This is a genomic window from Arthrobacter sp. AD-310 (genome assembly GCF_054656615.1).
In genome coordinates, this window is the sequence record NZ_BAAHNO010000007.1 from 54735 (window position 1) to 78459 (window position 23725).

Here is a 23725-nt window from a genome sequence, read left to right on the forward strand (position 1 = left end):
GCAGTCCGTAATTTTGTTCGGTGGGAAACGGGAATCACCTTTCCAGCCTAGTGTGCGGGAGTTGCAAGTACGGGCAGGCGGACGTGCATTGCCAATGATCAGAACCCATCGCACGCCGTAATGCGGTACAGCCTGGCATCATCACCCTGCGAGTCAACGAGGGTAAAACCCTCGGCTTCCCCTATGTCCGTCACTCCCGGATAGCTCTCCGAGCCCGGGAGCCGGATGAGGTACCGGGAGCCGAAGTCCAGGACAAACTGCACATTCTTGGCCTGCAGCGCCGAACACACTGCGCCCCTGTCCGTGGCGTCTTTCAGCTCTTTGTCGATCAGGACTGTTTCCTGGTCCTTTTCCGCAAAGAGATGCGCGGTCAGCACGGGTCGGTCGGCGTAGGCATAGGCGAGGGAACTACCGTTCCAGGGGTTGTCCGCAATGACCGCATCAGCGGGGACATGGGACGGGAGACGCTTCAACAGTGCCGCTTCGTCCGGCGTGAGCAGCTCGGATCCGGCATCGAACCTGTACACGGTGGACGCGCCCCCGATGTAATGCGTCAGCGGCCCTGCGAAAGTCGCCAGCAGGGTGAAGGCAACGGCAGTGGCGGTGGCCAGCGCGGATTGGGCACGTTTCCGCGCCCAGCCGAGCCGGTCCTGAAGCGTCTTCTGAACTTGTACTGCACGTGCTGAGGTCCGCAACCAGTCCCAAAGACGCAGCCCGCCCACGACGGCGAGCGGCGTGGCGAACAACGGCAGGAGGGCGGCAAGGCGGTAGGTGTCCTGGTACCAGGTGCCTATCAACGCGTCGCGGATGGCACCTTTCGGAAATGAGGCGGCCACCACGTAGAGCGCTCCGGCAGCGCCGTAGCAGACGGCCAGCCAACGCAGCTTCCGGGTCCGGAAGACCGTCAGCAGCCCGGCGACGGACAGAACGGACACCACTACTGCCGGAATGGCGGATTGCATGGTGCTGGCTGTGAGGATTTCCCCGACGGCGGCACCCGGCTTTACTGACGGGCCCCAGTTGTCGTAGGGCGCCGGGCGAAGCTTGAGCCAGAACGCGGCGGCGACGACAAGTGCCACGAGCGTGCCGGTGATGAACAGCCATGCCCGGACGGCGCTGGTCCGGATCTGCATCCGCTTCAAAAGGCGCCACCACGCGAGCGCGGCGACCGGAAGGCCGATGGCAATGGTGGTGTTGATCGAACTGGTATGTGCGAAGGCCAGCCCCGCCAGCGACAGCAGCAAGGCGGCCGCCCAGCTCGCGGGCGGGTCCGTCCGCGTCCGCCCAAGACGGGAAAGGGCGGCCAGGGAAGTGATGACCACCGGCATCATGCTGATCGCCAGTGCATAGGGAAACAGGGGTCCCCAAACAATCATCAGGAACGGGAAAGCCACCTGGGTGCCGGCGAGGACCGCAGTGAGGATGAGGGCCGCAGGCCTGCGTGACACGGTTTTCAGCACAAGGAACAGGCAGGAGGCCGGCCAGACGACGGCTGAGATGGCGAGGTTGAGGACGTTCTGCGAGGTCGGGATATCGACGGCGGTCAGCTGCACCAGGAGGGCGGCGTACGAATGCCACGCCGCCGGGTACACCGCGTCCAGGCCCGACATCCCTTGAAGCGAGGCGAGGTTCAGGGAGGAGGCGTTGCCGGTATCGAGGATGAAGCGGATGGCGTTCAGGTGGAAGACGTTGTCGAACACCTGGGACGGGTGCTCCGGTGAGCCAACAAGCTGGACGAAGCGCCAGGTGATCGGCACCGTAGCGAGGGCCATCGCCGCCAGGGGAAGCCATGTCCGAAGCGGTGACACCTTCGTGACGCGCCAGGGGATGCCGCGGGTAAGTGCCAGCGCCGCCACGGCGAGCAGGGCGGCAACGGCAAGGTACGGCAGGATGCTCCAGGGAACGCCAAGCAAACCGGCGGCCACCCCGGCAAGGCCGGCAGCCGCCGTCGACAGCAGGGGAGCAAGCCCTATGGCGCTGCCTGGCCGGAATTTGAGGCACGCCGCTACCGCTGCTCCGGGGATGTACAGCAAAAGTACCGCTGCGAGCACCGAAGGTATGACACCGATCCAGTTCACGAAGGTACTTCCTCGTTCCTGTCTTCCGGCGCCTTATCGCCAAGCAGCTGCACAATGGCGCGCAGCTGGATAAGGGTCACTGCTACTTCACCGATCGCAAGGCCAAGGGCGCCGCCCTGGACGCCCATAAGGCTTGAAAGGATGGCCATGGCCGGAAGGCCCACCACGGCGCCCGTAATGGTGCTGGCAAAAACAGCCTTCATCCGCTTGGCAGGAACGAGCCAGTGGGCGCCGGTGGACGTCGTGACGCACACCAGAAGGAATGACAGGCCAAACCAGAAACAGGTCCAAAAGTCAGCGGCCCGTTCCGCACCGAAAAGCCGCTCGCTGACGAACGGACCCAGCAGGGAAAGGATGAGCCATCCCGCGAGTCCAAGGCCCGTCAGCGCCATCAGCGAAAACTTCCGCCGGTGCCTGTGGTCCGTCCCGTGCTCGCTGACCCAGCCCTGCAGGCTGTTACCGAGTGCAGCCGTGGCAAGCTGGCCAATCCGGTAAAACTTCTCGGCCGAAACAAAGCCGGCCAGGCCCGTGGCGGAGGCTGCAAACTGCACGACCAGAACAGGGGTTGAAGCGTAGGCCCCGGCGGCGGCGGTAATCCCGGCGCCGGCACGAAGGGCCCAGATCTCCTTCAGGACGTTTCTGGCGCCCAGGCCGTGGTAATCCTGCCGTCGTGAATGGTCCTTGTTGAACCAGAGGGTGCCGGCGAGGCCGAGCACGATCAGGGCCATCGGGTAAAGGTAGATGTCGCCAGTGGCGAACAGCAGCGGTATCACCCCGAGGGTGGCAAGCATACGGGGTACCACGTCGTACTTCGCGATTCTCCCGGCATGCCCGGTGGCGATGCAGTACCACGCGGGCGTCAGCCCGGCCGCCGCCTGGGCGCACGCCATCAGGAAGGCAACCCAATACTCGCTGGTCCCGTTCGTGAACATCAGGGCAACTGCCATCAGGGGCACCGCACAGATGAGGACCACCGAACGGGTGACGAAGCTGACGGCGTAGTACCGCCGTCGTACAGATTCTTCCGCCGCCGAGGCAACTGCCGCCGGCCCGGTCAAGGGCCAGCCCAATCCGACAAGGATCGCGGCGATGGCTCCTACGGCCTGGCCGACAGCCAGTGAGTTCCAGGCGGATGTTCCACCAACATTTGCGATGATCGGCAGGAGGATGAACGACGCCAGGGAGGAGAGCAGTGGCAGGCCGGCGAACGCTGCGATCCTTTTGATCATGCCGGAAGCCCTCCGGACCCGGGCCAGGTCCTAGACGTAGTCATAGGCATCCTTGCCCCAGTGGCCCTTGACGAAAACATCCTCGACTTCGCTCCTGAACCGGGCTCGCTCGTTGAGGATGGCCGCCCGGTAGCTGTCCTGCTTAGCAACTTCCGCGTCGAAGTCGCCGATGAGCCGGGGCAGCATGGCGGCAGCAGTCTCCACCTCGTCCCGGCCGGGGGTTATCTTGTGTTCCCACGGCACCGGTACGTCGGCGAAAAACGCACCGGAGCCCCGGCGCGCGACGACGGTCAGCGCACCGGAGAGCGCTGCCTCGCGGGGCATGCGGTCCTTGCCCGGGTGGTGGCCAAGGTCCAGGTAGATGCCGCAACCCTGCAGGGTCGAGACCACCTCGGAGCGGGTCATCCCGACGATGGGACGCCACTCAATGGAAGGCGGGCAGTGGGCCTTCACAGCCTCGATGATATGGCCGCCCTTGGCCGGGTTGTACGTCACCAGGTGGTGGTTGCGCGCCACCTGGGACGTGCCCTGGAATTCGGCGGTTGGCGTGTAGTCGGAAACGAGGGAGGGCACAACGTCAAACCTGGTGGCCACAAAGGCCCAGGCATAGGACGACTGGACCAGATGGATCACATCGCGGTCCTTGCGGAGCATGCCCGGGTTCACGCGGTTTTTCCACATCCGGGCGAAGGGCACGGCTGCTTCCCGCGCCTTCTGCAGCGGGGTTGCCGTGCTCCGGTGCCACATGCGTTCCGCCATGAACGTCAGCGAGTTGTCTATGCTCAGCCACCAGCACATGCGGCGGGCATGTTTTACCCCGGACATTTCATAGACGTACGTTTCCGGATAGACCACCACGTTCCCGGGTGCATCAACAATCTCCGGTGCTTCCGGCGCGTTGTAGACGCTGTACTGCTCAACCCTTTCGTTGTGCACCGTGTGCGGGTGCGGCACGAGGTAGGCGTCTTTTCCGAGTTCCCGCAGCATGTCGACGAGCTGGTGGAGGGCTTCGGGCCCTCCGGTCCGCAGTCCCTTGTGGTACAGGACGAAGATTGTTCCCGTGTTGTTGGTCACTGATGGTCCTTCAATTCGGCCGCGCGCAGGGGCGCCGGTGCTGTTGGAGAGCCTGCTCAGCGCAGGCGGGCGGCGAGGGTCTCGTCGATCTTGCCCATTTTTTGGCGCAGGGCATCACGGACTCCCGCGCTGGCGGCCAGCAGGTGCTTCTTCCTGTTGGGGCCGAACCCGAAGCGGACAACGTGGCTCTGGATTTCCATGTAGATCCGGCGAAGAACCCAGGTGGGCTGCTTCAACGCGTACCGGCGGGCGAGGATCAACGAGTTGCGTGTGATGTAGTAGACACGGAACGGCGCGTGGTAATAGATGAAGAGCTTCTTCGAACCCAGCCGGGCGTGCCAGCCGAGAATCTTCATGGGCCGTGCGTTGCCCAGGCTGTGCTCCAGGTTGCAGCCGCGGCCGGCCAGTGCCCGAAGTCCCCGTTCCCGGAGCCTGGCGTTGAACTCGGAGTCCACACAGTCGATGAAAAACCCTTCATCGAAGAAACCCACGTCCTTGAACGTGCTCGTGCGGACGAGGGTTCCGCTGGTCATCGGGTCGAATATCTGTGGCTCTTCCTGGCTTCCCCACGTGGGCAGCGGAATGTGGTTGTGCGACTCTGCGCACACCATGCCCACGGTTTCGGGTGTAAGGGAAGCCTGAGCGGTGGCGAGGGCGGAGGCCACGTAGTCGCCGGTGAATCTTGAATCCTGGTCCATGGTGACGATCCACTCCGGATCCCAGCGCTCAATCGCTTCACGGATGCCGACATTGAGGGCCCTGGCAATCCCCGAATTAGTAGCAAGCCTGACAACGACGGCGCCCGCACGCTCCATCTCCTCCAGTGCGCCGGAGACGTCGCCGGGGGAGCCGTCGTCAACTACGACGACGTGCTCTACATAGCGCATCAGCCATGAAACGTTGGCTACGTTTTCGGTTCCCGGGTTGAATGCCGAGACCACGCCACAGACTCCGGCGCGGGGTTCGATTGCAGGGTTCTCTTTCGGATCCATCACGCCACCCTCGCCCGGCGTGCCCTCAGGACCGCTTCGTAGACGTTGCGGACAAAAGCCACCCGTGCCCTCATGATCTTCGATACGGAGCGGATGCCATGGGGGGTGAGGTTTTCACCGTGCAGACGATGCAGGATGGTGTCTTCTTCCAGATAAACGATGGAGCGGTTCACGTTGCCCACTGTGGCTATCCACTGATCGTGGGACTCGGTCATGTACGCCGGGAAGGGCAGCACCTGGTGGAGGAGCGTGTTCCGGAATGCCATGGCGCACCCCCAGTGCAGGCGGTACCCGACCACTATGCCCAGGATGTTGCGAACGTTGTGATCCGAATCTTCAGGGCGGAGCCGGATCTCATGGAACGTGCCCAACGGCCCGTCGAAATGCTTGCAGTTGCTGACCACCATGTCCTTGCCATCCATGGCGGTGATCATTCGTTCCACGCGGCCGGGCAGCCACACGTCGTCCTGGTCCGACAGGAAGATGAACTCGCCCCTGGCTTCGCTAAGCGCCCACTCAAAAGTGCGGACATATCCGTTGTTGCGCTCTGCGCGGATGAGGCGGATCCGCGGATCGTTGATCCCGGCGACGATGTCCGGTGTTGCGTCGGTGGAAAAGTCGTTAACGACAACCAGTTCATCGTGGGGACCGATTTCCGTCAGGATCGAACGGATCTGTTCTTCGATGTGGCGGGCGCCATTGTAAGCCGCCATGCACACGCTGACGCGCGGCTTAGGGGCGGATGCGGGCTCCATAAGTTTCTCCTCGTGCCTCCGGGCGGTGCCAGCGGGGCGGGCAGGTCCCAAGCAGTCTAGCAAGCCGCGTCTGCCGGAAGGGACGCAGCGCCGGTCAACTATACTCAAGGGGATGCAGCCGCCGAGCTCTTCGCGCGGAAACCACGGAAGGAACCTCAGGTCCATGACCGTCGACGTAATGTTGCCGTACTACGGCGATGTCCATCAAATGAAGCTCGCAGCACGCAGCGTGATGAACCAGGAGAACCAGGACTGGCGGCTTGTTGTCATTGACGACGGGTACCCCGATCCCGAGCCGGAACGCTGGTTTTCGACCATCACCGATCCGCGCGTCACCTACCTCAAGAACGAACAGAACCTCGGTGCCAACGGCAACTACCGCAAGGCACTGACCCTGGTCGAGGCGCCATACGTTGTCATCATGGGCGCCGATGACATCATGCTTCCGAACTACCTGGACGTGGTGGTGAGCGCCTTCGAGGAATACCCGAAGGCAGATGTGGTCCAGCCTGGGGTCCAGGTGATTGATGAACAGGGCATCGCCTGCACCCCGCTCGTCGACGCCGTCAAGAAGGTGTACGCGCCCAAGACCACGGAGCGCATCGAGCTCAAGGGCGAAGTCATGGCCACCAGCCTCGTCCGTGCCGACTGGGCCTACTTCCCTTCGCTCGCCTGGCGTTCGGAGACGGTCAAGCGCATTGGCTTCACCGAGGGACTGGACGTGGTCCAGGACCTGGCCCTCCTGCTCGACATCGCGGCCGAACACGGGTCGATGATTGTGGACCCTGTCCTGGCGTTCCTGTACCGCCGGCACTCGGCATCGGACTCATCCGTACGCGCATTGGATGGCCGGCGCTTTGACGAGGAACGCCGCTTTTTCCAGCAGCAGGCCGAGCGCTTCAGCAGCCTCGGCTGGAAGGGCGCGGCGCGGGCGGCCAGCTTCCACACGACGTCCCGCCTCAACGCCGCGTCGCTGATCCTGAAGTCAGTCGGAAAGGGCAAGTTCGATTCCCTGCCGCGTCTGGCCAAGCACATCGTCAGCTAGCAGCTGTAAACAAAAGGGACGCCCAAGGGCGTCCCTTTTTGTGTTTCCATTGCCCCGCGGAGCAAAAGCGGTTACTGTTCCCGCGGCTCAGGACCCTTACCGGAGCTTCGCACGCCCGCCAGCTCATTCCGGACGTCAGCGAGGTCTGCCCGCAGCAACGCCACTTCCTCGCAGAGGATCCGGACCTCGTCTTCAGCCTGGGATTGTTCACGGGAGAGATGGAGGCACACCCCAACCAGCAGGACCAGGGTCATGATGAAAAGGAGGTTGGCCGGCACTTGGATGCCGATCAAACCGCTGGCCTTCTCGAGCAGCGAGGGGAACGCGGAGAGAAGCAGCGTGCCGATGCCAATGACAATCCACAGGACGGCGTACTTCTCACGAAGTTTTTGCCGGCGGAGCATCTCGAAGACAAAGAAGAGGATCGCCACAACGACGATCGAGCCCATAAGGAGCGACATATTGGATTCCTAGTTCGTGGAAGGCTCGGTTTTCTTCCGCGTCAGCGCGAACAGCAATGCCATTCCTGAGCGTCCGAGATAAATGGCAGCTTTGATCGGGTCGTGGCTGGGGGTGCCCCCCTGTCGGGCCCGCATCGATACCGGGACCTGGCGCACAGTGCATCCTGAACGGATGGCCACAACCAGGGAGTCGATGGTGTCGCCCAGGTACTCGGCGGGATAGTGGTCAACGTATTGCCGGATTGCCTTCAGGTTGGCTGCCCTGAACCCTGAGGTCACATCTGTCAAGGTGGTTCCCGCTACCCGGGAAATTGTCCAGGCCAGTACTTTCATGGCCCATTTCCGGGGTCCCCGGACGGTGTAGTTGCCCTTGTCGGCAAACCGCGCGCCGATGGCGATATCGGCGTGCTGCAGCCCGTCCAGCACTGCCTTGATATCGCGCGGATCATGCTGGCCGTCGGCGTCGACCTGAATGACCCGGCTGTAGCCATGGTTTTTGGCGTACTTGAATCCGGTGCGCATGGCCCCGCCGACGCCCATGTTGAACGGCAGTTTCACGACGGTTGCGCCGGCGGCACGGGCTACCTGGGCCGTGTTGTCGCGTGAGCCGTCGTCGACGACAAGGACATCGCAGGGCGGGCCGAATTCAAACACTTCCCGGATGGTGTTGCCGATGGACTCGGACTCGTTCCAGGCAGGCATGATGACTAGCGTGTCAGGGGTACGGGCAGGCGCTGTCACTGTTGTGTCAGTCCGTTCTTCATATAGGACTCCAGGCGGATGCTCGACAAGGGGGGCTCGTATCCGGTGGCCTTGATTTTGCTCAGGTCCAGCATGCTGTTGAGCGGTCGCGGGGCAGCGTCCTTGCCTTTGAAGTATTCGGCGGTGCTTACTCCCATGACTGCGCCCCTGTCCTTGCCGGACAGTTCGTAAACGTCGGCCGCGAGGTCTGCCCAGGATTGCGCGTGACCGTCGCTGCTTAGGTTGTAGGTCCCAAAATCCGCCCCGGACTCCAGCAAGTGGCGAATGCCGGCAGCGATGTCCTGCGTAAAGCTCAGCCGGCCCACCTGGTCGTTGACGACTGACGGTTCGATGCCGCGTTCGGCCAGCGATGCCATGGTGCGGACGAAGTTGTTGCCTTCCCCGATCACCCAGCTTGTCCGCACGATGTAATGCCGCGGGACGACGGCGACGATAGCGTCGCCTGCGGCCTTGGTCTGGCCGTAAACGCCCAGCGGTGTCAGCGGCTCGTCCTCGCCATGGATGTCTTGGGCGCCGTCAAAGACGTAGTCGGACGAAACATGGACCAGGGTGAGGTTGTGGTCGATTGCGGTGCGCGCAAGCCGGGACACAGCCGTGACGTTCACGGACCAGGCTGCGGCGCGCCCCTCCGGGGTTTCGGCCGCGTCGACTGCCGTGTAGGCGGCCGCGTTGATGATCGTGGAGTAGTTCTTCCAGTTCCGCGCGGAGTAGGAAGCGGGATCGCCGAGGTCAAACTCGGAGCGCCCGGCGAACTCAACTGAAGTGTCGCCGTCGTACAGGTCCTGCAGCGCTTTGCCCAACTGCCCGCCGGCACCGACCACCAGGATCTTCCGTGGCGGCATGGGCACCACGTCGGCCAGCCGCGGATGCGCCTTGTCCTTGTCCGACAATTCAGCCTGGTCCAGGGAAATGGGCCACTGGACCGCCGCGGTTTCGTCGGCCAGGTTCAGGAAGGTGTACTGGTCCTGGGCGTCCGCCGACCAGTGGTCATTGACAAGGTAGGTGTAGGCGGTGTTGTCCTCCAGCGTCTGGAACGCGTTGCCTACCCCGCGGGGGATAAAGATTGCCTGGCTGGGGTCCAGTTCGGCGGTGAAAACAGATCCGAAGGAGGGGCCTTCGCGGAGGTCCACCCATGCTCCGAAGATCCTGCCCGTGGCGACGGAAATGAACTTGTCCCACGGTTCGGCGTGAATGCCCCGGGTTGTGCCCGCCTTTTCGTTAAAGGAGATGTTGTTCTGGACCGGACGGAAATCCGGCAGCCCCAAGGCAACCATTTTCTCCCGCTGCCAGTTCTCCTTGAACCAGCCCCGGTTGTCGCCGTGGACCGGAAGATCGTAGAGAACGACTCCGGGGATGGGCGTTTCGTGGGCAGCGAGCTTCTTCGAAAACTCCAGAGACATCGACTACTGGCCCTGTTCCTTGTACTTGGCCTCGGTGGCAGCCTTTTGCGGGCGCCACCAGTCCTCGTTGTCGCGGTACCAGGCGATGGTGTCTTCGATGCCTTCGTCGAAGTTGGAGAACTGCGGTTCCCAGCCGAGCTCGTTGCGGAGCTTGGTGGAGTCGATGGCGTAGCGGAGGTCGTGCCCGGGCCGGTCCACCACGTGGTCGTAGGCGTCGGGCGACTGTCCCATGTGCTTGAGGATGAGTTCGACGACGTCCTTGTTGTTCTTCTCGCCGTCGGCGCCGATCAGGTAGGTTTCGCCGATTTTGCCCTTGGCGATGATGGCCAGGACCGCGGAGGAGTGGTCGTTGGCGTGGATCCAGTCGCGGACGTTCTCGCCCTTGCCGTAGAGCTTGGGGCGGACGCCGTCGATCACGTTGGTGATCTGGCGCGGGATGAACTTCTCCACGTGCTGGTACGGGCCGTAGTTGTTGGAGCAGTTGCTGATGGTCGCCTGCAGCCCGAAGGAGCGGACCCAGGCGCGGACCAGCAGGTCGGAGCCGGCTTTGGTGGAGGAGTAGGGGCTGGAGGGGTTGTACGGGGTCTGCTCGGTGAACCGCTCGGGATCATCGAGTTCCAGGTCGCCGTAGACCTCGTCGGTGGAGATGTGGTGGAACCGCTTGTTGTGCTTCCGGGCTGCCTCGATCAGCGTGTAGGTGCCGATGATGTTCGTGTCCAGGAACGGGCGGGGGTCATGCAGGGAGTTGTCGTTGTGCGATTCAGCAGCGTAGTGCACCACGACATCGGTGTCCGCCACCAGTCCGTCCACAAGTGCGGCGTCGGCGATGTCGCCCTGGACAAAGGTGAAGCGGTCCTCCGGCAGGCCCTTCAGCGACTCGAGGTTGCCTGCGTAGGTCAGCTTGTCCAGGACGGTCACATGGTCATCGGTGTTATCAAGTACGTAATGGACAAAGTTGGAGCCGATGAACCCGGCACCGCCGGTAACAAGAAGTCGCTGCATAATTCCCTAGGGTACCGGATTTGCCGCGGCACTTAGCGAAGGGAAAGATGGGGGACATGCGCGGAATAATACTTGCCGGCGGTACCGGCTCCCGGCTTCACCCCATCACACTGGGCGTCAGCAAGCAGTTGGTCCCGGTCTACGACAAGCCCATGATCTACTACCCGCTGTCCACCCTGATCCTCGCGGGCATCCGGGACATCCTGATCATCACCACCCCGCACGACGCCGAACAGTTTGAGCGTCTGCTGGGTGACGGCTCCCGGTTCGGCGTCTCCATCACTTATAAGCAGCAGCCATCCCCGGACGGACTGGCGCAGGCCTTCATCCTGGGTGCTGAACATATCGGCGACGACAGCGTCGCACTGGTCCTGGGCGACAACATCTTCTACGGGCCGGGCATGGGCACGCAGCTGCGCCGCTTCGAAAATATCGACGGCGGTGCGGTCTTTGGGTATTGGGTCGCGGACCCCAAGGCTTATGGCGTGGTTGAATTCGACGCGGCCGGCAAAGCTATTTCGCTCGAGGAGAAACCGGCGGAGCCAAAGAGCCACTACGCCGTTCCCGGTCTCTACTTCTACGACAACGACGTGGTGGATATCGCGAAGAACCTGCGGCCTTCCGCCAGGGGCGAGCTGGAGATCACTGACGTCAACAGGACGTACCTGGACCGCGGAAAGCTGCAGGTGGAGATCCTGCCCCGCGGCACCGCCTGGCTGGATACCGGAACCTTCAACGACCTCAACGACGCATCCAATTTCGTGCGGACCACGGAAAACCGCCAGGGCCTGAAGATCGGTGCGCCAGAGGAAATTGCATGGCGGCTGGGGTTCCTCACGGATGACGAACTGCGCGAAAGGGCCGAGCCTCTTGTGAAGAGTGGCTACGGGTCCTACCTGATTGACCTGCTCGAGCACGGGCACTAAGTACAAACGGAAAGAGGCGGGTCCCGTTCGGGTCCCGCCTCTTTCCGTATGACCGGCTAGCGCAAGGTAATCCGTGCCCCGCCGGCGGCTGTCCAGTTGATGCTGCCGCCCTGGAAGGTCTGGCTGCAGGAGGACCTGTCGGCGGTGCAGGTTTGACTGTTCGTCGGGTAGCCCAACGCTCCGGCCTCGAACCCTTGTCCCGCCCAGCTCTGCTGGATCGGCCCCGGAACAATCAGGTGGGCTCCGCTTGCCGCAGACCACATGATTGTTCCCTTTTCGAAGTTCTGGAAGCACCCGTCATTCCGCAGTCCGCAGATGGTTCCGCTCGTGGGGTAGCCCAGTGACCCGGATTCAAAACCTGACGCGGCCCACCGCTCCCTGATGGGGGTGGAGGTCAGGGCCTGGGCGCCAGTTCCTGGCGAGAACATCACGGTGCCCTTGGCGAAATTCTGGAAGCATCCGTTGTTCCTCAGGCCGCAAATCTGTCCGCTGACGGGATATCCGAGCTTGCCGCCTTCGAATCCTGTACTGACCCAGGCATCCCTGACCGGGCCGAACATCACAGCGTTGGCGCCGCTCGCGGGCGACCACATCACGGTTCCGGAGGAGTAGTTCTGGAAGCATCCGCTGTCCACCAGGCCACAGATCACGGCGGAGGCAGGATACCCAAGGGCGCCATTCTCGAAACCTGTTTTCTGCCACAGGTCCCGGATTGGTCCCAGGAGGCTTGGCTGGGCGCCCGTGGCCGGGGAGTACATGAGTGCGCCCTTGGCAAACATCTGGAAGCATCCGCCGTCCTTCAGGCCGCAGTACTGGCCGGAGGTCGGGTAGCCAAGGCTGCCCGTGCCCCATCCCGTGCGTTCCCAGCCTGCCGCCATGGGCCCGGCAGCAACTGTTTCCGGTGCCGTTGTGGCTGAGTAGGCAACCACACCGTTTTCAAAGGACTGCCGGCATTCGGTCTGGATTGCGCCGCACGTCGCTGCACCTGTTGGGTAGCCGAGGCGCCCGTTTTCAAACCCGGATTTTTGCCAGTATTCCAGCAGCCTGCCGGTCAGTGTGTGTGCTCCGGTGGCTGGGGAGAAGAGAATCGCACCGCCCTGGAACAGCTGATAGCAGCCGCCGCCCCGGAGTCCGCAGACTTCACCCGCCACCGGGAAACCAATGGGCTCGCCCTTGGTCCGGGATGACTTCCAGGTCTCTCCCATGCCCATGAACACGGGCCAGGCGCCTGACGCAGGTGTCCAGCCAATCACGCCGCCGCTGAAGTTCTGCGTGCAGGAGGTGCTGGTGCAGACCGCCTCGGCGCTGGGGTAGCCCAGGAGCCCGTTTTCGAACCCTGCCCGGGACCAGGCGTCCAGCAACGGGCCGGTCCTGACCAGGCGTGCGCCTGTGGCCGGGCTCCACAGGACGGAGCCCGCCTGGAACAGTTGGAAGCAGCCCCCGTTCTTGAGGCCGCAGGTCTGGTTGCTGATCGGGTAGCCAAGGCCGCCGTTTTCGTACCCTTGGGCAGCCCAGTACTCCCGGATGGCGCCGAAGGGTACCTGCGCCGCACCGGAACCCGGGGACCACATGATGGAACCGCCCTGGTAGTTCTGGAAGCAGCCACTGTTCTTCAAGCCGCAGATGACCCCGGACACGGGATAGCCCAACTGGCCGTTTTCGTAGCCCGTACGCGCCCAGGAGTCACGGATGGGGCCGGCAAGGCTCGGCTGGGCTCCCGTTACCGGCGACCACATCACGATCCCGGTTTCATATCCGCGGAAGCATCCGCCGTCCCGCAGGCCGCATACTGTCGTGGACGTGGGTGCGCCGAGGGAGGGCATGGACGCCCGGAATGCGTCGATGTCCCTGACGGCAGCCGGCGGTACCCCGCTGGAGGCGAAGGCCTTGAGTCCGGCGTAGTCCCCGTTCCAGACGTTGGAGTCGCCGGCGAAGGGGCCGGTGCTGCTGTACTGCCAGATGCTGTACGTGCTCCAGCTTGCGGTTGGAACCGGGCCTGCATTGTTGGTGGGGGAGCTGGGGTAGGCCGCTATCCACAGGGGGTAGTCGCCCAGGCCGGCGGGGTTGCCCAGGCACTGGTTCCACCAGTTGGTGTTGGTGTAGATAACCGGAAGCCTGCCGGTCAGGGATTGCACCGTGCTTCCGAAGTCGCGTACCCAGGTTGTGAGCTGGGAAGGGGACATGTTGTAGCAGGTGTTGCCGAAGTAGAAGCCATTGATGGTCCTTCCCTCGTAAGGGTTGAACTCGAAGTCCAGGACCGGCGGCATGGTGTAGCCGTCGCCGGACCAGCCGCCACCGTTCTGCACAAAGTATCGGGCCTGGTCGGCCCCGGAGGACCAGTTGGGGATGGCGAAGTGGTATGCGCCGCGGATCATCCCGACGTTGCGTGCTCCCTGGTACTGCGCGCCGTAGGACGGATTGGTGTAGTAATTGCCTTCGGTGGCCTTGACGTAGGCGAACCGTGCACCCATGTTCCATTGCTGCTGCCAGTCGACGCTTGGCTGGTGGCCACTGACATCAAGGCCCTGCACTCCAAACGTTGGCATCCAGGTGCCTTCGCTCGCCATCGGTTCCGCGCTCAGTTTTTGGAAGGAGTCCGAACGGGCGCCGGTTACGCGTGCCGAGCGTTGGCCCATCTCGGCGCCGCCGGCGCCGACAGCTTCGGCCATCGTTTGGGCGTTCTGTGGAGAGGGAGTCGGGGACGCTGGAAGGTCCGGGACGGCCGTGGCGGTAGCTGTTGGCGTCGGTTCGGGAACGGGCGACGGCGGCATGGTTGCCGGCGTCGGCCCTTCAGTTGTGTTCACCGGGGTTGCGGACGCTACCGGCGTGGGCAGGGGTTCGACGGCGAACGCGACGCCTGCGAGCCCGGGGGAGCCGGCCAAGGCTGCCGCGAGCAGTAATATCCCGACTGATTTCAAGGCGGGGTGACGGGACTGAGACAGGTTCCGCTTCATATTTGCTCCGAAGACAATGTGGCGTTCCCCCGAACGCTCATGTCGGTCGCTGGCGTGGCTTTTTCCCCCAGGAAACCCCCATGCCAGGGTGTTTTTGACGATTAACGCGCTCACCATAACACCCGTGTTACGGGCGTAACCAGTGGTTCTGTTGGTAAAGGAGTGATAGTTGTCAGTCCGTTAGTTATCCACACTACCGGTCCCCATGACTTGTTAGGCAGCAGGAGGCTCCTTAGGCTGTACCCCATCGCACTGCTTCCGCTGGGGGCGGCAGTCATCTGGGGGAACACGTATGGATGCTCTGGGAATAGTCGAGGACGAGGTGCGCGAACTCATCCGGCGCAGGGGAATTGACCCATTGCGTCAGGCCGGGGAGGTCCGCAGGCTGGTCGAGGCGGCCGTCACGGATTACGACGAACGTGCCTTGATGGCCCCCCTGCCTCCCCTTGGGCCGCTCGAGTCGGCGCGCAGGTTCCTTTTTGACGCTGTGGCCGGCTTCGGCGTGCTCCAGCCGCTGCTCGACGACCCGACCGTCGAGGAAATATGGCTCAACGCTCCCAATGAGATTTTTGTGGCGCGAAACGGGGAATCGGAACTGACCTCGCTCAGCCTGTCCGAGCAACAGGTGCGGGATCTCGTGGAGCGGATGCTTAAGAGCTCAGGCAGGCGGCTGGACATGTCCTCGCCTTTTGTGGATGCGGCCCTGCCTGACGGATCGCGGCTGCACGTGGTCATCCCTGATGTTACGCGCCGCCACTGGGCGGTCAACATCCGGAAATTCGTGGTCAAGGCCAGCCGGCTTGAGCACTTGGTGGATCTGGGGACGCTCACTCCGCAGTCCGCCCGGTTCCTCGGTGCTGCTGTCTCCAGCGGACTCAACATTCTGGTGTCCGGGGCGACGCAGGCAGGCAAGACGACGATGCTGAATTGCCTGGCAGCAAGTATCGGAAGCCGGGAACGAGTGATCACCGTTGAGGAGATTTTCGAGCTGCAATTTCCGCTCAGGGACGTTGTAGGCCTTCAGTGCCGCCAGCCGAACCTGGAAGGTGAAGGCGAGATCCCGCTCCGCCGCCTCGTCAAGGAGGCGCTGCGCATGCGCCCGGACCGCCTGGTTGTAGGTGAGGTGCGCGAGGCAGAAAGCCTGGATATGCTGATCGCTTTAAATTCGGGCCTGCCCGGCATGTGCACGGTGCATGCCAACTCGGCACATGATGCCGTGACAAAAATCTGCACCCTCCCTTTATTGGCGGGCGATAACATCTCGTCCGCCTTCGTTGTCCCGACTGTGGCGTCGTGCATCGACCTCGTGGTCCACTGCAGCCGCCGTGCCGACGGGCGGCGTGAAGTCACCGAGATTCTTTCGCTCGGGCGGCGTGTGGAAAACGGCATCATCGAGTCCTCCCTGGTGTTCGCCATGGCCGACGACGTCCTGCAGCCCCGCGCGAACGCCATGCCGGCCGCGGAGAAGTTCGCCCGCGCCGGCTACGACGTTGCTGCCCTGCTGGATCCCCGATGATTGCGGCTTTGCTGGGGGTAACAACAGGAGCAGGGCTGTTCCTTGTTTGGTGGTCGTTCTGGGAATCACCACAGCAGAAGCAACGGGACCGAAAGCCAAGCCGGCTGGCGGACCTCCTTGCCACTGCAGGTGTGGACAAAGTGTCCGCGGGCGGGCTCCTCGGTACCTGCCTGGGCCTGGCGTTGTTCGTGCTGCTTGTCTTCTTTGCCCTGAGCCGATCGTGGCCGATGGCCGCGTGCTTTGCGCTGTTCGCCGGCTGGCTCCCCATCACGCTTCTTCGCTGGCGCGCCAAAAAACGGGCCGCCATGCTGCGCCAGCTCTGGCCGGACGTTGTGGACCATCTGCGTTCTGCCATCAGGGCCGGCCTGCCGCTGCCCGAAGCACTGATCCAGTTAGCCGACAAAGGTCCTGTTGAGTTGCGGCCCGTATTCAGGGAGTTCGGCGCCGATTACCGGGCAGGCGGCCAGTTCGACGCTTCGCTTAACAAGCTCAAGTACAAGCTCGCGGATCCCGTGGCCGACCGCATTGTCGAGGCACTGCGCCTCACCCGGGAAGTGGGAGGCTCAGACCTGGGCAAGCTGCTGGGAACACTGGCGGAGTTCCTGCGGGAGAGCGCACGCACCCGCAGCGAACTTGAGGCCCGCCAGTCCTGGACCATCAACGCCGCCCGCCTTGCCGTCGCTGCGCCGTGGATCGTGCTGGTCCTGCTGTCCACGCGTCCGGAAGCCGTCCATGCCTACAACACACCCGTGGGCGCAGCCGTGCTGCTGGGCGGGCTGGTCATCTCGCTTATCTGCTATTCCGCGATGCTCCGGATAGGTGCCCTGCCGCGGGATGAAAGGGTACTTCGGTGACAGGTACAACACCGGCCGCTGTTGCCTGCGGTCTGCTGCTCGGCATTGGCTTGTGGCTCGTCATCGTGAGGTCGCCATATATGCGCACGATCACCTTTGCGCAGCGCATCGAGCCCCAACTCAAATCCCACAATGTGGAGTCCAAACTGCTGCGCTCCGGCGATCCGGTCCTCACTCCGTTTGGGCCACTGGAGAAGATCCTGGGCCCCATCATCAGGGACGGCCTGTCGGCCCTGGTGAAGCTCAACCCCTCGCCCGGGGCCACGGTCCGCAGGCTGGCGCAGGCCGGCATCACCAAGTCGCCCATTGACTTCAGGGCAGAACAGCTTCTTTGGGCCGCAGCCGGCTTCGCGGCTGCGCTGGCGCTTACGTTCCTGGGTGCGGCGGCCGGGCGGTTCAACCCGCTCTTCGCCGCACTGGCCATTTTGGGAAGCGCTGCAGCCGGCTTCGTCCTGCGTGACTACTGGCTTGGAGTGCAGGTCCGCCGCAGGGAAACGCGGATGATGGCGGAATTTCCAAGCCTGGCAGAACTTATGGCACTCGCTGTCGGCGCCGGGGAGAGCGCTACCGGCGCCCTGGACCGGGTCTGCCGGAGCGCCAAGGGTGAATTGGCGAAGGAATTCGCCAGGATCCTGGCAGAGACGAGAGCCGGCACGCCGCTCGTGCAGGCATTGCAGGAATTCTCCGGTCGCACGGATCTGGCACCCCTGGCCAGGTTTGTGGACGGCATTGTCGTCGCTGTTGAGCGCGGGACACCCCTCGCGGACGTATTACGGGCCCAGGCCCAGGATGTCCGCGATACTGCTAAGCGGGACCTGATGGAGGCAGCGGGCAAGAAGGAAATCGCAATGATGGTGCCGCTTGTCTTTGGTGTGCTGCCCTTGACAGTTGTTTTCGCCGTCTTTCCTGGAATTGCGGCAATCAGCCTCGGTTTCTGATGCTCGACCAAGTGATGCCGAACATTAGACCGGAACTCTGCAAAGAACCAACCACTCAGGCAAACGCAGCCAGACCCGACCAAGAGGAAGAAAAATGAAGAACCTTGGATATCACTTCGGACTGTTGTTCCTCGCGTTGGCAGCAGCACGCCGGCCCGGGCAGGACCACCCGGAACGTGGAGACGTGCCCGGCTGGGTGATGATCACGCTGATGTCGGCGGTCCTTGTCGCGGCGCTCCTGGCGCTCGCCGGCCCTGCCCTCGAAGCCATGTTCAACCAGGCCATGGACAAGGTGGGCAGCTAGGCACCATGGCCAGGCCCACCCGTAAAGCCGTGCAAAGCGCCGCGGCGCCTGAAACGGGGGAGCGGGGTTCGGCCGTGGTGGACTTCGTCCTTGTGGGCGGGCTGCTCACCGTGTTCTTCCTTGCGATCCTCCAGCTGACGCTGATCCTGCACGTCCGCAACACGTTGATCGATGCGGCCGCGTCGGGCGCCCGCTACGGTACCCTGGCAGACCGCGGTGCTGCCGACGCCGTGGAACGTGCCCGAAGCCTGATCGCAACTTCACTCAATCCCGGCTTCGCGGAACAGGTCAGTACCAGGGAGGTGACGGTCCAGGGCTTCCGGACGCTCGAGGTCACGGTCCGGGCGCCCATGCCGGTGATCGGTCTGATCGGCCCCCGGGACATGCTGGAGGTGAAGGGCCATGCCGCCGTGCAGCCGTGAGAACCGGCGGCGCCTTCGGAGGCGGTTGTCCGAGGCCCTCTGCCTGCAGGGAGGCGGAGCCCGGGAGGAGCCCGAGGTTATTGGCAGTGGAAGCGAGCATGGAAGCGCCGTCGTGGAGTTCACTTTCCTGGCACTCCTGCTGATGGTCCCGCTCGTCTACTTCATCATCACGGTGGGACAGATCCAGGGCGCATCCTTTGCCGTGGTCGGTGCGGCGGACCAGGCAGCCAAGGTCTATACGGCACAGCCGGACGGGGCTTCGGCGCAGGCCGCCGCGGAACAGGCTGTGGCCATCGCGCTCGCGGACTTCGGCCACAGCCCGGACCAGGCCACAGTATTAGTGAACTGCGAGCCGGCGGACTGCCAGGCGGCCGGTACAGCTGTGACGGTGGCGGTGAACCTCACTGTCCCTTTGCCCTTCATCCCGTTCGGAGACAGCCTCAGGCTTTCAGCCACGGACGTGGAGGCGTCGGCAACCCAACTCGTCGGGCGGTTCCGGTGACGCGCCGCCATCAGGGTGAAGATGGCCAGATGATGGTGATGATCCTTGGCTATGTTGTGCTGGCACTGCTGGTGGCAGTGGTCGTCATCGGAATCTCCGCCGTCTACCTGGAACACAAGAGGCTCCTTTCGCTCGCTGACGGTGCGTCGCTCGCGGCAGCCGACAGCTACACCCTCGGGGAAGTTGAAACGCAAGGGGGCAGCCCCTCCGCCGTCCTCAATCCGGCCCGGGTCCGCAATGCAGCGGCGGACTTCGTCGCCAGGAGCCCGGCGGCGCAGCGGTTCGAGAGCCTGGCCGTCGCGGGGGCGACCGGGACGCCTGACGGCTCCACCGCCGTCGTGGTGCTTACAGCCGCCGTGCACCCGCCCGTGGTGAACTTCCTGGTCCCGGACGGCATCCGGATCGAAGCGACGTCCACGGCACGTTCCCGCCTGGCGCGCTGAACGCAGCCGGCGACGCCCGGCCCGGCAGCCGAAGCACCACCTGGTGCAGGACCCGGCCGGGGCCAGCACCCGGATAGCGTAGGCTTAAACGACCATGGCCAATATTGATTTTTCCGCTGAAATCCGTGCGCTCCGCGCCACCTTTGCTTCCATCGAACGGGTTACCGACGTTGAGGCCCTCAAGGAAGACATCGCCGAGCTGAGCGAGCGGGCAGGGGAGCCGGATCTGTGGGACGACCCCGCGGCGGCGCAAAAAATCACTTCCCGGCTTTCCCACCGACAGTCAGAACTCGAACGCCTGACCAACCTGGAATCCCGCATCGACGATCTCGAGGTCCTCGTTGAGCTGGGGGAGGACGAGGATGACGCGGACTCGATGGGTGAGGCCGCCTCGGAACTCGAATCGATCAAAAAGGCCCTCAAGGATCTTGAGGTCGTGACGCTGCTGTCCGGCGAATACGACGAGCGCGAGGCCGTGGTTTCCATCCGCGCAGGCGCGGGCGGTGTGGACGCCGCCGACTTTGCCGAGATGCTGCTCCGCATGTACCTCCGCTGGGCTGAACGCCACGGCTACCCCACCACGGTCATGGACACGTCCTACGCCGAAGAAGCGGGCCTGAAGTCTGCAACCTTCGAAGTCAAGGCGCCCTACGCGTACGGCACGCTCAGCGTCGAGGCCGGAACCCACCGGCTGGTCCGGATTAGTCCTTTCGACAACCAGGGCCGGCGGCAGACCTCTTTCGCGGCGGTCGAGGTCATCCCGCTCATCGAACAGACCGACTCCATCGAGATCCCGGACAATGAAATCCGCGTGGACGTATTCCGGTCATCCGGCCCGGGCGGGCAGTCCGTGAACACCACCGACTCCGCCGTCCGCCTCACACACATCCCTACGGGGACCGTGGTGTCCATGCAGAACGAAAAGTCCCAGCTGCAGAACCGCGCCGCGGCCATGCGTGTCCTGCAGTCCCGGCTTCTCCTCCTCAAGAAAGAGCAGGAAGACGCCGAAAAGAAGGCACTGGCCGGGGATGTCAAGGCCTCGTGGGGTGACCAGATGCGCTCGTACGTCCTCAATCCGTACCAGATGGTCAAGGACCTCCGCACCGAACACGAAGTGGGCAACACCTCGGCAGTCTTTGACGGCGAAATCGACGACTTCATCGACGCCGGCATCCGCTGGCGCACCGATAACCGCAACGCCGACAAATAGGCTCCGGGCCGCAGGCCTGCAAAAGGGTCCGGGCCGCAGGCCCGCATCCCGGTTCCGGCGACACGCCCCCGGAAGCGTGCCCAGCAGCGCGGCTTCTGCGTATAGTCGAGGGGCCGGGGCCCTACGTTCCCCAACAGAAACCCGCGCACCGGCTGCAGAACTGGGCTGCATTCGAAATCAGCTATGCCCTGCAGGGTACTGAGGGCCATGATTCGATTCGAAAATGTCACCAAGGTGTACGACCAGACAGCCCGGCCTGCCCTGGACAACATCAACCTTGAGATTGACCGCGGCGAATTCGCCTTCCTTGTCGGGGCCTCGGGTTCCGGCAAATCCACGTTCCTGCGCCTGGTCCTGAAAGAAGACCGGGCCACGTCGGGCGCCGTCTATGTTGCCGGCCAGAACGTGGCCAAAATTTCCAGCTGGCGCGTTCCCCGGCTCCGCCGCGGCATCGGCGTCGTTTTCCAGGACTTCCGGCTCCTGCCCCAAAAAAATGTCTTCGCCAACGTTGCGTTTGCGATGCAGGTCATCGGCAAGAGCCGCAGCGTCATCCGGGACACTGTTCCGGAGGTCCTCAAAACGGTGGGCCTGGAAGGCAAAGAGCACAGGATGCCGCACGAACTCTCCGGTGGCGAGCAGCAGCGGGTCGCCATCGCACGCGCTGTGGTGAACCGGCCCGGCATTCTCCTCGCCGACGAGCCGACCGGAAACCTGGACCCCACCACCTCCATGGGAATCATGGGCGTCCTCGACAAGATCAACCAGAACGGCACCACGGTGGTGATGGCCACGCACGACGACGACATCGTCAACGAAATGCGCAAACGCGTAGTGGAGCTCAAGAACGGCGTCGTCATCCGCGACGAAGCAAAGGCACTCTACACGTCCATGATCCCCGTGGTGGGACAGTCCCGAAGGCTCAAGGACGCAAGCGGCAGGGAAACACCCGGCGCTGACCTGGGTCGGGGAGACACTGGCGACGCTGAAGGCACCGAAGGAGGGGCACGGTCATGAGGCTGGCGTTCATCCTGAGCGAGATTGGCAGCGGCCTCCGCCGCAACCTGTCCATGGTGGTCTCGGTCATCCTTGTCACCTTCGTATCGCTTACGTTCGTGGGCGCCGCGGGCATGCTGCAGATGCAGATCAACCAGATGAAGGGCTACTGGTACGACAAGGTCCAGGTCGCCATTTTCCTCTGCAGTGAAGGTTCGACGGCGGCGGGCTGCGCGGGCGGTCCCGTCACCACGGAGCAGCAGGAGAGCCTGAACAGCCTGCTCAAGTCGCCTGCGGTGGCGCAGTACATCAACGACTTCCAGTACGAGTCCAAGGAAGAGGCGTACAAGCACTTCAAGGAGCAGTTCTCCAACTCGCCCATCGTGGATTCGGTCTCCCCGGACCAGCTGCCGGCCTCGTTCCGGATTAATATGAAGGACCCGGAGAAGTACCAGATCATCAGCGAGACCTTCTCCTCCCAGCCGGGCGTGGAAACCGTTATTGACCAGCGCCAGCTCCTCGAGCGCCTCTTCTCGGTCATGAACGGCGCGTCACTGGTGGCCGTCGGCATCGCCGGCGTCATGATCGTCTGCGCCATCCTGCTGATCGCCACCACCATCCGGCTCTCCGCTTTCAGCCGCCGCCGCGAAACCGGCATCATGCGCCTGGTAGGGGCATCGAAGACCGTCATCCAGCTGCCCTTCATCCTCGAGGGCGTCATTGCAGCAGTCATTGGTGCAGCGCTGGCGTCCGCAACCCTGTGGGCGGTGGCGCACTTCTTCCTGGGCGAATACATGTCCCGGCAATACCCGGACACGGCCTTCATTTCGTCCGGCCAGGCGCTGATCCTTGCCCCTGCCCTGCTAATCCTTGGCGGATCCTTGGCTGGAATTTCGTCTCTCTTGACCTTGCGCCGATACCTTCGCGTCTAGGTCTGCAAACCAAACAAGGAATGCTCATGAACGACACTGACCAGACGCCCGTGTACCCCCGCCGCGTCAGGCGCGCCGCAGCCCGCCGGACCGGCGTAGTCAGCGGTGTGCTTGCCATTGTCCTCGCCGCCGGGCTGGCGTCGTCGGCCCCGGTGGCCTTCGCCGATGAGCTGGAGGACAAGCAGGCAGCACTCGAGGCCGAGGCAGCGCGCGTCCAGCAGTCCCTGGAATTCGTTGATTCCCGCATCGCCAAGGCCGCCAGTGACCTGGTGATCTACCAGGGCCAGCTGCCGGGGGCCCAGCAGGCACTCCTGGAGGCCCAGGGCCGCGTGGCCAGCGCCGTCAAGGAAGTTGAAGCGCTGGCCGCCCGGGTCGACATGGCGCAGCAGAACAAGGCCAAGATCACGCAGCAGCTGGAAACGGACAAGCAAAAGATCGCCGACACCAAGAAACTGATCGGCCAGATCGCCACCCAGGCCTACAAATCCGGCGGTGTGCCGTCCAACCTGTCGCTGTTCTTCGGGTCCAACAACGGCGGCAGCCTGACTGAGACCATGGACCTGGCAGACCAGGCCATGCGCAGCCAGAACGCCGCCATGGACAAGCTGTCCCAGCAGAACGCCACGAACGTCAACTCCGAAGCCCGCCTGCAGGCAGTGGAAGCGGAGATCAAGGACCTGAAAGCCAAGGCCGACGCCGCACTGGAGCGGGAAAAGGCTGCGCGCGACGAAGCCGAAGCCAGGAAAGCCCAGGTCGACCAGCTGATCGCGGACACCACGCGCCTCGACGCGGAGCTGCAGGCGGCCAAGCCCGGCATCCAGGCCCAGCTCGCCGGTGTGCAGGCCAGCCAGAACGCCGTTGCTGCCGAAATCCAGGAGCGCGACCGCAGGCTGCGCGAGGCCTGGGAAGCCGAGCAGCGCCGCCAGGCCGAAG

At 63.6% G+C, this 23725-nt stretch carries 22 protein-coding genes and 1 pseudogene; 13 read left to right on the forward strand and 10 right to left on the reverse strand.

The genetic code is table 11. The features are described from left to right. Nucleotides 1–98: 98 nt before the first annotated feature. The 5 genes from ACYQ1Z_RS04340 to ACYQ1Z_RS04360 are packed head-to-tail and all read right to left on the reverse strand — an operon-like array spanning nucleotide 99 to nucleotide 6128. Nucleotides 99–2078, reverse strand: a complete 1980-nt coding sequence (locus ACYQ1Z_RS04340; RefSeq protein WP_459791279.1) for a DUF6541 family protein — start codon at nucleotides 2076–2078, stop codon at nucleotides 99–101. Then, nucleotides 2075–3307 carry a lipopolysaccharide biosynthesis protein gene (locus ACYQ1Z_RS04345; RefSeq protein ID WP_459791280.1) on the reverse strand — a complete coding sequence of 411 codons (1233 nt, stop codon included), beginning with the start codon at nucleotides 3305–3307 and terminating at the stop codon, nucleotides 2075–2077. Before ACYQ1Z_RS04345 ends, ACYQ1Z_RS04340 begins: the two co-directional genes overlap by 4 nt. A gap of 30 nt (nucleotides 3308–3337) precedes the next feature. Next, on the reverse strand, nucleotides 3338–4381 hold the full coding sequence (locus ACYQ1Z_RS04350) for a hypothetical protein (RefSeq protein ID WP_459791281.1): 1044 nt from the start codon (nucleotides 4379–4381) through the stop codon (nucleotides 3338–3340). Between the two features lie 56 nt (nucleotides 4382–4437). Continuing rightward, nucleotides 4438–5373, reverse strand: coding sequence for a glycosyltransferase (locus ACYQ1Z_RS04355; RefSeq protein ID WP_459791282.1), 936 nt, complete (start codon nucleotides 5371–5373; stop codon nucleotides 4438–4440). After that, entirely contained in the window at nucleotides 5373–6128 is a 756-nt protein-coding gene (locus tag ACYQ1Z_RS04360) for a glycosyltransferase (protein WP_459791283.1), read from the reverse strand. Before ACYQ1Z_RS04360 ends, ACYQ1Z_RS04355 begins: the two co-directional genes overlap by 1 nt. A gap of 163 nt (nucleotides 6129–6291) precedes the next feature. On the opposite strand from ACYQ1Z_RS04360, the gene ACYQ1Z_RS04365 reads away from it, so the two are divergent. Next, entirely contained in the window at nucleotides 6292–7173 is an 882-nt protein-coding gene (locus ACYQ1Z_RS04365; RefSeq protein ID WP_459791284.1) for a glycosyltransferase family 2 protein, read from the forward strand. 71 nt (nucleotides 7174–7244) lie between these two features. Here the strand turns inward: ACYQ1Z_RS04365 and ACYQ1Z_RS04370 are convergent, their stop codons facing one another. The 4 genes from ACYQ1Z_RS04370 to rfbB are packed head-to-tail and all read right to left on the reverse strand — an operon-like array spanning nucleotide 7245 to nucleotide 10798. Further along, nucleotides 7245–7634 (reverse strand): DUF2304 domain-containing protein, encoded by a 390-nt coding sequence (locus ACYQ1Z_RS04370; protein ID WP_459791285.1) that lies wholly within the window; start codon nucleotides 7632–7634, stop codon nucleotides 7245–7247. 9 nt (nucleotides 7635–7643) lie between these two features. Continuing rightward, nucleotides 7644–8375 (reverse strand): glycosyltransferase family 2 protein, encoded by a 732-nt coding sequence (locus tag ACYQ1Z_RS04375; RefSeq protein WP_459791286.1) that lies wholly within the window; start codon nucleotides 8373–8375, stop codon nucleotides 7644–7646. After that, nucleotides 8372–9796: a sugar nucleotide-binding protein gene (locus ACYQ1Z_RS04380; protein ID WP_459791287.1), complete on the reverse strand. Its 1425-nt coding sequence runs from the start codon at nucleotides 9794–9796 to the stop codon at nucleotides 8372–8374. The genes ACYQ1Z_RS04375 and ACYQ1Z_RS04380 overlap by 4 nt, the downstream gene beginning before the upstream one ends. A gap of 3 nt (nucleotides 9797–9799) precedes the next feature. Beyond that, nucleotides 9800–10798: a dTDP-glucose 4,6-dehydratase gene (gene rfbB / locus ACYQ1Z_RS04385; protein ID WP_459790643.1), complete on the reverse strand. Its 999-nt coding sequence runs from the start codon at nucleotides 10796–10798 to the stop codon at nucleotides 9800–9802. A 56-nt stretch (nucleotides 10799–10854) separates the two neighbouring features. On the opposite strand from rfbB, the gene rfbA reads away from it, so the two are divergent. Then, entirely contained in the window at nucleotides 10855–11724 is an 870-nt protein-coding gene (gene rfbA, locus ACYQ1Z_RS04390; protein ID WP_459791288.1) for a glucose-1-phosphate thymidylyltransferase RfbA, read from the forward strand. Nucleotides 11725–11780: 56 nt separating this feature from the next. On the opposite strand, the gene ACYQ1Z_RS04395 is transcribed toward rfbA, so the two are convergent. Further along, nucleotides 11781–14678: a GH25 family lysozyme gene (locus ACYQ1Z_RS04395; protein ID WP_459791289.1), complete on the reverse strand. Its 2898-nt coding sequence runs from the start codon at nucleotides 14676–14678 to the stop codon at nucleotides 11781–11783. 292 nt (nucleotides 14679–14970) lie between these two features. On the opposite strand from ACYQ1Z_RS04395, the gene ACYQ1Z_RS04400 reads away from it, so the two are divergent. From ACYQ1Z_RS04400 to ACYQ1Z_RS04450, 11 genes and pseudogenes are all read left to right on the forward strand, one after another. Then, a complete protein-coding gene (locus tag ACYQ1Z_RS04400) occupies nucleotides 14971–16194 on the forward strand; it encodes a CpaF family protein (RefSeq protein ID WP_459791290.1) in 1224 nt (407 codons plus the stop codon). Beyond that, nucleotides 16191–17048: a type II secretion system F family protein gene (locus ACYQ1Z_RS04405; protein WP_459791291.1), complete on the forward strand. Its 858-nt coding sequence runs from the start codon at nucleotides 16191–16193 to the stop codon at nucleotides 17046–17048. The genes ACYQ1Z_RS04400 and ACYQ1Z_RS04405 overlap by 4 nt, the downstream gene beginning before the upstream one ends. After that, on the forward strand, nucleotides 17045–17986 hold the full coding sequence (locus ACYQ1Z_RS04410; protein WP_459791292.1) for a type II secretion system F family protein: 942 nt from the start codon (nucleotides 17045–17047) through the stop codon (nucleotides 17984–17986). Before ACYQ1Z_RS04405 ends, ACYQ1Z_RS04410 begins: the two co-directional genes overlap by 4 nt. A gap of 94 nt (nucleotides 17987–18080) precedes the next feature. Then, the gene (locus ACYQ1Z_RS04415; RefSeq protein WP_459791293.1) at nucleotides 18081–18290 is read left to right on the forward strand and encodes a hypothetical protein; all 210 of its coding nucleotides are present in this window, start codon (nucleotides 18081–18083) and stop codon (nucleotides 18288–18290) included. Nucleotides 18291–18295: 5 nt separating this feature from the next. Next, on the forward strand, nucleotides 18296–18712 hold the full coding sequence (locus ACYQ1Z_RS04420) for a TadE/TadG family type IV pilus assembly protein (RefSeq protein WP_459791294.1): 417 nt from the start codon (nucleotides 18296–18298) through the stop codon (nucleotides 18710–18712). Nucleotides 18713–18824: 112 nt separating this feature from the next. Continuing rightward, nucleotides 18825–19214 (forward strand): hypothetical protein, encoded by a 390-nt coding sequence (locus ACYQ1Z_RS04425; RefSeq protein WP_459791295.1) that lies wholly within the window; start codon nucleotides 18825–18827, stop codon nucleotides 19212–19214. A 29-nt stretch (nucleotides 19215–19243) separates the two neighbouring features. After that, nucleotides 19244–19657 carry a pilus assembly protein TadG-related protein gene (locus tag ACYQ1Z_RS04430; RefSeq protein WP_459791296.1) on the forward strand — a complete coding sequence of 138 codons (414 nt, stop codon included), beginning with the start codon at nucleotides 19244–19246 and terminating at the stop codon, nucleotides 19655–19657. A 94-nt stretch (nucleotides 19658–19751) separates the two neighbouring features. Next, on the forward strand, nucleotides 19752–20867 hold the full coding sequence (gene prfB, locus ACYQ1Z_RS04435; RefSeq protein ID WP_459791297.1) for a peptide chain release factor 2: 1116 nt from the start codon (nucleotides 19752–19754) through the stop codon (nucleotides 20865–20867). A 207-nt stretch (nucleotides 20868–21074) separates the two neighbouring features. Next, nucleotides 21075–21881: a cell division ATP-binding protein FtsE gene (ftsE, locus tag ACYQ1Z_RS04440; RefSeq protein ID WP_459791298.1), complete on the forward strand. Its 807-nt coding sequence runs from the start codon at nucleotides 21075–21077 to the stop codon at nucleotides 21879–21881. Further along, entirely contained in the window at nucleotides 21878–22792 is a 915-nt protein-coding gene (gene ftsX, locus ACYQ1Z_RS04445; RefSeq protein WP_459791299.1) for a permease-like cell division protein FtsX, read from the forward strand. The genes ftsE and ftsX overlap by 4 nt, the downstream gene beginning before the upstream one ends. Before the next feature lie 26 nt (nucleotides 22793–22818). Then, a pseudogene (locus ACYQ1Z_RS04450) lies at nucleotides 22819–23725 on the forward strand (peptidase M23); the annotation flags it as partial.